Here is an 11,315-nt window from a genome sequence, read left to right as displayed (position 1 = left end):
CTACAATTTTTTATATCAATAGGCTTTTTGGATTTGGGATTTTAGATTTGGGATTTGGGATTTGGGATTTTAGATTTGGGATTTGGGATTTGGGATTTTAGATTTGGGATTTGGGATTTGGGATTTTGGATTTTTTGACTGGGCATTAGCCATGAGTATTTCTTCCTTGTCCCCCTTGTCTCCCTCGCCCCCAACCCCTTATTGCTAATCATTTCTACATAACGATAATTTATTTTATAAACACAGTATGCATCATGTACGCCAATAGATGAGATGATCGATATACAGCCTACCTAATCCCAAAATCCCAAATCCCAAATCTAAAATCCAAAATCCAAAATCCAAAATCTAAAATCCCAAATCCCAAATCTAAAATCCCAAATCCAAAATCCAAAATCCAAAATCCAAAATCCAAAATCCAAAATCCTATGTCCCCCCTTGTCGGCATTATCATGGGTAGCGATTCAGATCTACCAACCATGCAAGGAGCGATCGCAATTTGCGAAGAATTTGGCGTTGTCTGCGAAGTCGCCATTGTGAGCGCCCACCGAACTCCAGAACGCATGGTGGAGTATGCTAAATCTGCACACCAGCGCGGTCTGAAAGTCATCATTGCTGGTGCTGGCGGTGCTGCTCATCTCCCAGGAATGGTTGCGTCTTTAACTCCGCTTCCTGTCATTGGTGTTCCCGTTCCCAGCCGTCACTTGCAAGGTGTAGATTCACTGTACTCTATAGTACAAATGCCCGCAGGTATACCAGTAGCAACAGTCGCTATAGGTGGTGCTCAAAATGCTGGTCTTTTGGCAGTTCAGATTCTTGCTACCCATCAACCGCAATTACTCGAGCAAGTGCAGCGCTATCGCCAAAACTTACTGGAAACAGTTATGGCAAAGCAAGCAAAGCTAGAACATCTTGGTTATCAAGAATATCTTAGCGAAATGCGAACGCACTAAAGCTTGAGATTGTTAATACAAACTGAACTTCCATAGATATTGCTTGAGAAGTATTTAAACAAGAATCTCAAAGCCAAATTAGATTTTTTGCAAAAAAACTGTATTGAAATTTACAGAATGAAAAGAAGTAAGTGGAAACCAATAAAAAGACATTGACTCATTATTTTAAGTCTGGAGATGAACTAGTTACTGGTCAGATAGTCACTAGTCACTGCTCGCTGTTAACAGTTCATAATTTTGCGAAATGAATTTTAACTATATTGCTACATTGCATAAGACAGAGCAGTAGCAAGTAAATACAAGTAAAAAGTATTAATGGTCTAAGAATAGAAGTCATATACTATTTTTTAGCTGAAAAACCCTTATTAACCGTTTTGAGAGGGTGTAACAAAAATGGTCAGTAAGTCAATAAAGTATCCAGTTTTCACCGTTTCCAGTTCCAACTTCTTAGAGAAGTCGGATATCTGAATCATTTTCAGTAATCCAAAGATATTTGTAAAAAGTAATAAAGTGGTTCTTGACTGTTTTGCAGAAAATAATAATTTTTTAAGAATATTAGTACATTGTCGAGGTGAACTTTAGTTTATTGATACGCTGATTTTCGCTTAACTGCTTAAGGTAATGAAAATCAGTTAGTGTAAGCAGCCGACTTGCCCAAATGTCGAAGATCGCACAACGACTTCCATAACGCTTCAGACGTTACCCAACCTTTACTCAATGCGTTTTTCCGGTATTTCAAGGATTGGTTGAGAGCATGATGATAAAGAGCACAAACAAAAACAAATCGAGAAAAAGAAACAGGCGGCGGTTGTTACATCAGGGTAGCAGCCCACAAAATCACTTATTTGTCAAGCAACTGAGTACAGCCATCAAACGGTTGTCACCAAGCTGGCAAGCTTGTATTCCAGTAGCTTGCGCGATCGTCCTGGCATGGGGTTATGCAGCAGTTGCTCAAACTCCTGCACCAGCAGGACCAACTACAGCAGAATTGAAAGTTGCGATTGACACACTATGGGTAGCGATCGCAGCCTTTCTGGTATTCTTCATGAATGCTGGTTTCTGTATGTTAGAAACTGGTTTCTGCCGTCAGAAAAACGCAGTTAACGTACTTGCCAAAAACCTGATTGTATTTGCCCTTGCGACTGTTGCCTTTTGGGCAATTGGTTTTGGCTTAATGTTTGGTGATGGTAATGATTTCATCGGATTAAATGGCTTCTTCCTGCAAGGTGCGGACAATAGCCCTGCAACAGGAGATGCTTATAAGGGAGTATTTAGTGCTCTTAACTGGGCTGGTGTACCCCTTGCTGCCAAGTTTTTGTTCCAACTCGTGTTTGCAGGAACAGCAGCAACGATTGTTTCAGGTGCTGTTGCCGAACGGATTAAGTTTGTTGACTTCCTGATTTTTAGCCTTTTGCTTGTAGGGATTGCCTACGCAATTACCGGACACTGGATTTGGGGCGGTGGTTGGCTTTACAAGAAAGGTTTCTTTGATTTTGCAGGTTCCACAGTCGTTCACTCCGTTGGTGGATGGGCAGCATTGATGGGAGCTGCATTGCTCGGACCGCGTATTGGCAAATATCAGGATGGGCAAATAGTTGCCTTACCTGGTCACAACATGAGTATTGCCACCTTAGGCTGTTTAATTCTGTGGTTGGGCTGGTTTGGTTTTAACCCTGGTTCCACAATGGCTGCAGATCCCAATGCCATCACTCACATTGCTTTAACAACCAACATGGCAGGCGCTGTTGGTGGAATTGCTGCCACAGCTACAGCTTGGCTGTACTTGGGTAAACCAGACCTTTCCATGATTATCAATGGTATTCTGGCTGGTTTGGTTGCTATCACAGCACCTTGTGCTTTTGTCACTATTCCGAATTCTTTTATCATTGGTCTGGTAGCTGGAGTTTTAGTTGTTTTTGCTGTCACCTTCTTTGACAGAATCGGTATTGACGATCCAGTTGGAGCAACCTCCGTTCACCTTGTATGTGGTATTTGGGGGACTCTAGCAGTCGGTTTGTTTGCTGTAGGTACTGGTAATGCCGCCTTCCCCTGGTATACGGAGGGTCTTGGACCAGCTAAAGGTTTGTTTGCAGGTGGTGGCTTGGGACAATTAGGCGTTCAGTTGCTAGGTGTCCTCACTGTTGGTGGTATAACCGTTCTCCTCAGCACAATCTTCTGGCTTGCATTGAAAGCAACTTTGGGCATCAGAGTTTCTAGAGAAGAGGAAATCGAAGGCTTGGATATTGGCGAACACGGTATGGAAGCTTACAACGGATTCGTCAAAGAAGGTGGTGCAAGCGGATTTACAGAAGCGGGTATGCACTCATCTACAGTGGCTCGTTCGGGAGACGTACCCAATACTTTGTAAGTAGCCCTACGACCAACTTATAAACAATCTGTAGAGACGTGCCATGGCGCGTCTTTACTTATTTTTCAACCCAAAATTAAGAAATCGCGCAAAAAACTCTAGAAAATAGCTAAAATTCCTAAACATTGGATAATCTCATAATTTATCCTCAAAGAATAAAGGTGTCAGTCGTCAGAATTCAGCTTTATGTTAAACGACTGGCGGATGAATAAAGGGGTTTAAAACCCCACCGTCACTTGCGGTGTCTACATTTGGTTGGGGAAGACGAAGATCCAAATAATTCTGATTCCTGAATTCTGACGAATTATTCTTCTTCAAAATGTCTTGACAACTGCGATAAGAAGTATTAAATCTATAAATCTTGCTAAAATATCAAGATTTTGTAACTTTAGCTACTGTTTTATGTATCAAAAGTTACTGAAATTGAATATACTTCATACAAAAGAATTACTGGTGCGCGGGAAAGAAAGTCAGTGTTGAAAAAAGTGATGACGATTGGGGCTATGACCCTACTATTTCTAAGTGGACCGTTGATGGCTAACGCCGTTGCTCAAGGAACCACAACTCCACCTCCAGCCGATACAGGGTCTACAGCTTTTATGCTGATTTCAGCAGCATTAGTGCTACTTATGACACCAGGGCTGGCGTTTTTCTATGGAGGATTTGTGCGATCGCGCAACGTCCTCAACACGCTAATGATGAGCTTTGTACTGATGGGAATTGTGGGTGTCACTTGGATCTTGTGGGGATATAGCCTTTCGTTTGCACCTAATGAATCCGTACTTGGGAAAGTTATTGGTGGATTTCAGTGGCTGGGTTTAAATGGGGTGGGTTTTGAGACAACCGAATATGCAGCGAAAATACCCCATCAAGCATTCATGATTTACCAAGCCATGTTTGCCATTATTACCCCAGCTTTGATTTCAGGTGCGATCGCCGAGCGAATGAACTTCACGGCATATTCTTTGTTCGTCTTGTTGTGGTCAACATTTATTTACACTCCGCTTGCCCACATGGTTTGGGGTAAAGGAGGATTTTTAGGGTTATTGGGTGGTATTGGCGCTCTTGACTTTGCTGGTGGAACCGTTGTACATATCAGTTCTGGAATTTCTGCCCTTGTTGCAGCGATTATCCTTGGACCTCGGAAAACTTATCCAGATCGCCTTAGCCCCCCTCACAACGTTCCCTTTATCCTGTTAGGTGCTGGTTTGTTGTGGTTTGGTTGGTTTGGCTTCAATGCAGGTAGTGCTTTAGAGGCAAATAATTTAGCAGTAGCAGCATTTGTCAACACTAATACAAGCGCCGCCGCCGCCACTTTAACCTGGTTGATTCTAGAAAAATCATTGCGTGGGAAACCAACAGCAGTAGGAGCAGCTACAGGAGCAGTTGCAGGATTGGTAGGCATCACACCAGCTGCAGGATTTGTGACACCCCTAGCATCAATCTTAATTGGTAGCATCACCGCTTTTGTCTGCTTTTATGCTATTAGCTTTAAGCACAAAGCTCAAGTTGATGATGCTTTAGACACCTATCCCGTGCATGGCGTAGGCGGGACAATGGGAGCAATTCTGACAGGTGTATTTGCTACTACAACAGTCAATTCAGCAGGGAAAAACGGATTGTTATATGGCAACCCTGGGGAATTACTGGTAGAAATAGTAGCAATTGTTGTTGCGTATGTTTTTGCGGGTGTTGGCACTTGGATTATTCTAAAAGTTCTAGACAGCACAGTTGGTTTGCGAGTCAAAGAAGAAGCCGAATTCCAAGGTATGGATATTAACGAACACGGTGAAGAAGGTTACAACGACGAGTTTGGAGACCGGATTAACATCTCTCATAAAGAATTATGAATTATGAATTATGAATTATGAATTATAACTTATAAAGTTTCAGAATTCACAATTCATAATTCATAATTTTTAGTCGTGAACACTCCTGCAAAAACCTTTCCTATCTGGGCGCGTCTATCCCTGGCAACCAACTTCATTTTAATTTTTGCGATCGCTCTGCTGATTGCCCGACAGCAGGAATGGACTGATTTTTTTGGGATAATTCCCAATCCCAGTACAATCAACCCACACACTCAAGCCAAAGCTCAAGCCGCTACCTCACCTGTAGTCCCTAAATTGGGAGCGCGTCACCAACTCAGTTACCCAGAATGGGTAGACGTTCTCAAACAAGAAGCCAAAGTAGCAGCCGAAAAAAAACCGCCGCGTTTGACAATACTGGCGGGAGATTCTCTCAGTCTGTGGTTTCCTTCAGAGTTATTACCCAAAGACAGAATTTGGCTAAATCAGGGGATTTCCGGAGAAAAAACAACAGGATTATTAAAAAGGTTGGATTTATTCAACTCCACCAATCCAGAGACAATTTTTGTCATGATTGGTATTAATGACCTCATTCGAGGGGTTAGCGATGAGACAATTTTAGAGAATCAGCAGCAAATCGTGCGCTACTTGCGAAAGAGTCATCCAACAGCGCAAATTGTAGTGCAGTCGATTTTACCCCATGGAGTCGAACAAGTCACTTGGCAAGGCAAAGAAAAACTGTTAGCGATTCCTAACAGTCGCATTCGCCAGTTAAATCAGCAACTAGAAGACATAGCCAAACAAGAAGGTGTCAAGTATTTAGATTTATATCCATTATTTGCTAACAGCCAAGGCAATCTGCGTCCCGAACTCAGTACTGATGGGTTACACCTGAGCCAGCAAGTTATTGGTGTGGAGTTCTGCTATACAGTTATATAGTGAAATAGAATTACGATAGGAGTGGGAGTAGGGGTAGGGAGTTAGGGTAGAGGAAGAGGGATTTTCAAGATCGAGATGAATTTTTCCATTGGGGACTGCTCTACATCTCAAGCATTTAGCTCGATGCGTTCAATTCACCTCTTTGCAAGGGAAAATAATAAATGACAATTTAAAAGAAAGACAATGGATACCAAAGCTTTTAAACGTTCTCTACAGCATTCAGAAAACTACCATCGTAAAGGGTTTGGTCATCAAGCAGAAGTCGCCACACAGTTACAGTCAGAGTATCAGAGCCAATTGATTCAGGAAATTCGCAACAGTAATTACACCCTCACTCGTGGAGATGTTACCATCTACCTGGCTCAAGCATTTGGTTTTTGTTGGGGTGTAGAACGTGCCGTGGCGATGGCTTATGAAACCCGCACGCATTTTCCCACGGAACACATTTGGATCACTAACGAGATTATTCACAATCCCTCTGTGAACCAACGCATGCAGGAGATGGAAGTAAAATTTATTCCCGTAGACGGAACCAAAAAAGACTTTTCTGTTGTGAATTCTGGCGATGTGGTCATCTTACCTGCTTTTGGGGCAAGCGTTCAAGAAATGCAAATCCTCAACGACAAGGGTTGTAAAATAGTCGATACAACTTGTCCCTGGGTGTCTAAAGTTTGGAATACTGTTGAAAAGCACAAAAAAGGCGAGTACACTTCCATCATTCACGGTAAATACAAGCACGAAGAAACAGTTGCAACCAGTTCTTTTGCTGGTAAATATTTAATAGTGCTGAATATGGGTGAAGCTGAGTATGTGGCTAACTATATTCTCCATGGTGGCAACCGTGAAGAATTTTTAGCAAAATTTAGTAAAGCTTGTTCTCCAGGTTTTGACCCCGATGAAGACTTAGAACGGGTGGGTATTGCGAATCAAACCACCATGCTCAAAAGTGAAACCGAGCAAATCGGAAAACTGTTTGAGCATATTATGATGAAAAAATATGGACCGACTGAGTTAGATCGGCACTTCCAAAGTTTCAACACCATTTGTGACGCAACTCAAGAACGTCAAGATGCGATGTTGGAGTTGGTGGAACAAAAACTGGATTTAATGATAGTGATTGGTGGGTTTAATTCATCGAATACCACTCAATTGCAACAAATAGCCGTTCAAAAAGGAATTGTCTCGTATCATGTTGATAGTGTTGCACGGCTTTTATCGGGCAACAAAATAGAACATAGAGAACTCAATGGGCAATTAGCGATCGCAGAAAATTGGTTACCAGATGGGAAAATAGTAGTAGGAATTACCTCTGGTGCCTCTACACCGGATAAGGTGGTAGAAGACGTGATTGAAAAGATTTTTGAATTTAAGACGACAGCCGTTGTTGTGTAAGGGTTGGGCATTGGGCAAAAGGGCATTGGGCATTGGGCAAAAGGGCATTGGTTTCTCCTTCACTAATGACCAATGACCAATGACTAATGACAATCCTGACTGGTAAACTTTAATTGTGCTAACTTACTTAAATAAAAAACCCGGTGGTGTACGCAATACCGGGTTCGATGGTTGTTGAACTTGTTTTGGTTGACCTACTAAACCTAAGGTAGATCGGAAATTAGTATTATGGGATGTTGATAGAAGAACTTTGCTAAAAATTTAACTGAGGTTCATATAATTCTCTCAATACAGAAATTTTACAAATATGAAAAAACTGTTAATTACAGGAGCGAGCGGCTTTTTAGGTTGGCATCTTTGCCAGTTAGCTAAACAAGAATATGTTGTCTGTGGAACCTATTTTTCCCATTCTGTACAAATCCCTGGTATAACCACTATAAAAGTTAACTTAACAGATTTTCAGGAGCTGAAGCAGGTTTTTAGCGATATCAAACCAACAGCAGTGATTCATACTGCAGCACAATCCCAACCAAATTTTTGCCAAACTCATCCTCATGAATCCCATGCAATTAACGTAGAAGCTTCATGCAATATTTCCGGACTTTGTGCGGATGCTTCCATTCCTTGTGTTTTTACTTCAACAGACCTAGTTTTTGATGGTTTAAATGCTCCTTATAAAGAAACAGACTCAGTCTCTCCTGTCAACATTTATGGAGAACATAAAGTTATGGCTGAGAAAGGTATGTTAGAGCGTTATCCCATGACAGCTGTTTGCCGAATGCCATTGATGTTTGGTATGGCGACACCTACAGCCACAAGTTTTATACAACCCTTTATTCAAACTCTGAAAGAAGGAAAAGATTTAAATTTATTTATAGATGAATTTCGGACTCCAGTGAGTGCAAGAACTGCGGCGAAAGGGTTGTTATTGGCATTAGATAAGGTACAGGGATACATTCATTTAGGAGGAAAAGAGCGGATTTCGCGATATGATTTTGGTTTAATGATGGCAGAGGTGTTTCAACTGCCAAGCAGTCAGATTAAGGCGTGCCGACAGCAAGACGTGAAAATGGCAGCCCCTAGACCCTCTGATGTTTCTTTAGATAGTTCCGAAGCTTTTGCGTTGGGGTATGAACCTTTGTCTTTACGAGAAGAATTGGCGCTTTGAGTAGCTTTTAAATGAAACTTAGATCCCCGACTGCTTAAAGAAGTCGGGGATCTGGACACAGCCAATTGTCACAAATTAAAGTAACTAAATAATTCGTGATTCGTCAGAAAAATTCATGAATTAGGGGAGCATCCCAATTTGGGAAAAACACTACACAAACGAAGTCGCGTGCGCGGACTCATTATCACCTGTCCGCCCAGTCAAAGCTTCAAATGCATTGGCATTTATTGTAATGTCGCCACCGTTACTATCGTTAAAGGTGCTGGCGATAACGTTTGCACCATCTGCTACTCGAAAGTTACCTGTAGTTACTACAATGTTACCAGCATCGCCGGATGCTCCTATTAACTATAAAGTTGCACGCAAAAAACGATAACCTACATCAATCTCCGTCAAGGAGCGAAATTCTCCATATTTTGCATCCCATTCACCTTTTTGGGCGACGAAAACAACGCATCCTTGATATATTGGTTCAGTTGCATTTAATCCACAGCGAGGTTGCAGTTATCACTAAAACAGGGGTAAACTAACTTAGTCAATCTACAGTAGCCGTTGTTTTTTCTTTAGACTGCTGTTTTTGTTTTGGAAAATCCTGATTACCAACTATCTCCCCAAATGGGCTTAACACCTGTTGCTCTTCAACAGTTGGCAGATTCTCCAAGGGCAAATAGGGGAATAGGAGTTCTGCAACTCGATAAGCTTCTTCTAAATGAGGATAGCCAGAAAAGATGAAGGTATCGATACCCAAGTCTACATATTCCAGCATCCTAGCAGCAACAGTCTTGGGGTCTCCCACTAAAGCAGTTCCCGCACCACCTCTCACCAAACCAATACCAGCCCACAAATTTGGGCTAATTTCTAGGGCTTCTCGGCTACTGTTGTGCAATTGACTCATCCGGCGTTGTCCAACAGAATCCATGCGATCGTAAGCTTTTTGAGCTTTGGCTATGGCTTTAGCATCCACATACCGAATCAAATCATTTGCTGCATCCCAAGCTTGAGTTTCGGTTTCTCGAACAATTATATGCAAGCGAATCCCGAACCTCAATGTCCGCCCTTCTTGTTCTGCCAAACGCCGCACCTGGCTAATTTTTTGGGCGACTTGTTCTGGTGTTTCACCCCATGTTAAGTATACGTCTACGTGCTTAGCGGCAATACTTTGGGCAATAGGCGAGGAACCTCCAAACCATAAAGGCGGATGCGGTTTCTGTCTCGGAGGAAATAACAATTTACCTTCCTCGATATTGAGATAGTCGCCTTGAAAGTTAGCAGTTTCACCAGCGATAATTTGTCGCCACACAGTCAAAAATTCATCGGTTAATCTGTAGCGATCGTCATGACTTAGATGCAAACCATCTCCCGCCAATTCTACCGGATCGCCTCCTGTAACAACGTTAATCAGCAAACGTCCGTTAGAAATGCGGTCAAAAGTTGCTGCCATCCTTGCTGCTACACCTGGAGACATCAACCCAGGACGAATCGCTACCAAAAAGCGCATTCTTTTCGTGTGAGTTACTAATGTTGATGCCAAAATCCACGCATCTTCACAGGAGCGACCTGTTGGTAACAATGCTCCTGCAAAACCTAAATGATCCACTGCTTGGGCAATCTGTCTCCAGTAATCAAAGTTCACTGCTCGTCCACCTATAGCAGTGGCTAGATAACGTCCTTCTCCATGTGTGGGAATAAACCAAAGTAGCTGCATAATTCCTGTTTAGAGTGTGTACAAAACTTTTTTATGATGCTTTCAAATAACTAGGGTTCCACTGCAACCAGTAATTTTCCAATGACCTAGCAATAATATCTGCTAGTTTACCAAATAATGCATATATTAATATGCTCAATACCACCACGTCAGTTTGCATAAACTCTCTAGCATTCATCGCCATGTAACCAATTCCAGAATCAGCAGCAATTGTCTCTGCCACAATCAGCGTTGGTCTTGGAGTCCTACAGCATCCAAAACTTGCAAAGCCGTTTGCCGTGCATACACTTTAGAATTGGAACCCAACAAGCCTAATTCCACATTCGCCAGCACCTGTTGCCAAGGTAACAGACGCGCATCCTGGAACATCATTCTTATATCTGGACTAATCCGATGGGATTGTTGACCGTTTAAAAAAATACCTCCCGCACTTGGCAAATCTAGTCCAGCAATCAGGTGTAGCATTGTACTTTTACCGCAGCCACTGCGACCAACGATCGCGACAAATTCTCCTGGCAATATATCTAAATTAATGCCCTGCAAAACTGTTTTGATTCCAAAGGACTTTCTCAACCCTTCAAGTCTTAAATGCATTCCATGGTGTTCGGATTTCATGTCAAAACCTCCAGAATAAATAGCTTTTAATCATCACATTAATATTGCTACTGTTTAGTTATGACTAAAAATAGATATCAGTGATTTCCTGTTGGAGTTAGGTTAGTTAGATTCCCGACTTTTTAAAGAGGTTGGAAATTTAACAGTCCTTCCATACTAATGTGATGGAGTGATAGTTAAGTTATCCTTTGAAATTTAATTTACGGTTAATTTGTAGATTTACCGTAATTTATCTTTGTATGTTTACACAGTTCTAGGAAAAAAGCAAGGATTTTTTATAACAAAAGATTACTTGAAATTAAATTTCCACTTAGAAGATGTTTGAAAAGTCATGATTCATGTATCAAATATTTTTTACCCATCCCTA

Annotated in this window: 7 protein-coding genes and 2 pseudogenes; 6 read left to right on the top strand and 3 right to left on the bottom strand. The window is 41.7% G+C overall.

The window, feature by feature from the left end; all coding sequences use genetic code 11:
* Nucleotides 1-428: 428 nt before the first annotated feature.
* The 6 genes and pseudogenes from purE (at nucleotide 429) to F7734_RS58175 (ending at nucleotide 8,628) form a co-directional block, all read left to right on the top strand.
* On the top strand, nucleotides 429-953 hold the full coding sequence (gene purE / locus F7734_RS58200) for a 5-(carboxyamino)imidazole ribonucleotide mutase (protein ID WP_155753243.1): 525 nt from the start codon (nucleotides 429-431) through the stop codon (nucleotides 951-953).
* 757 nt (nucleotides 954-1,710) lie between these two features.
* On the top strand, nucleotides 1,711-3,321 hold the full coding sequence (locus F7734_RS58195; RefSeq protein ID WP_155753247.1) for an ammonium transporter: 1,611 nt from the start codon (nucleotides 1,711-1,713) through the stop codon (nucleotides 3,319-3,321).
* 473 nt (nucleotides 3,322-3,794) lie between these two features.
* Nucleotides 3,795-5,171 (top strand): ammonium transporter, encoded by a 1,377-nt coding sequence (locus F7734_RS58190; protein ID WP_166482804.1) that lies wholly within the window; start codon nucleotides 3,795-3,797, stop codon nucleotides 5,169-5,171.
* A gap of 75 nt (nucleotides 5,172-5,246) precedes the next feature.
* Nucleotides 5,247-6,087, top strand: a pseudogene (locus F7734_RS58185) (SGNH/GDSL hydrolase family protein).
* Nucleotides 6,088-6,251: 164 nt separating this feature from the next.
* The gene (locus F7734_RS58180) at nucleotides 6,252-7,460 is read left to right on the top strand and encodes a 4-hydroxy-3-methylbut-2-enyl diphosphate reductase (protein WP_155753241.1); all 1,209 of its coding nucleotides are present in this window, start codon (nucleotides 6,252-6,254) and stop codon (nucleotides 7,458-7,460) included.
* Nucleotides 7,461-7,767: 307 nt separating this feature from the next.
* On the top strand, nucleotides 7,768-8,628 hold the full coding sequence (locus tag F7734_RS58175; protein ID WP_155753239.1) for an NAD(P)-dependent oxidoreductase: 861 nt from the start codon (nucleotides 7,768-7,770) through the stop codon (nucleotides 8,626-8,628).
* A gap of 535 nt (nucleotides 8,629-9,163) precedes the next feature.
* Here F7734_RS58175 and ssuD read toward each other — a convergent pair.
* From ssuD to F7734_RS58160, 3 genes and pseudogenes are all read right to left on the bottom strand, one after another.
* On the bottom strand, nucleotides 9,164-10,333 hold the full coding sequence (ssuD, locus tag F7734_RS58170; RefSeq protein ID WP_155753237.1) for an FMNH2-dependent alkanesulfonate monooxygenase: 1,170 nt from the start codon (nucleotides 10,331-10,333) through the stop codon (nucleotides 9,164-9,166).
* 31 nt (nucleotides 10,334-10,364) lie between these two features.
* Nucleotides 10,365-10,565, bottom strand: a pseudogene (gene ssuC, locus F7734_RS58165) (aliphatic sulfonate ABC transporter permease SsuC); the annotation flags it as partial.
* Nucleotides 10,559-10,927 carry an ATP-binding cassette domain-containing protein gene (locus F7734_RS58160; protein WP_347566470.1) on the bottom strand — a complete coding sequence of 123 codons (369 nt, stop codon included), beginning with the start codon at nucleotides 10,925-10,927 and terminating at the stop codon, nucleotides 10,559-10,561. The gene F7734_RS58160 and the pseudogene ssuC, both read right to left, overlap by 7 nt.
* Between the last annotated feature and the right edge of the window lie 388 nt (nucleotides 10,928-11,315).

The sequence above is a fragment of the Scytonema sp. UIC 10036 genome (assembly GCF_009725235.1).
The sequence above is the reverse complement of the archived record's forward strand: the minus strand, read 5'-3'. Positions and strand labels throughout refer to the sequence as shown.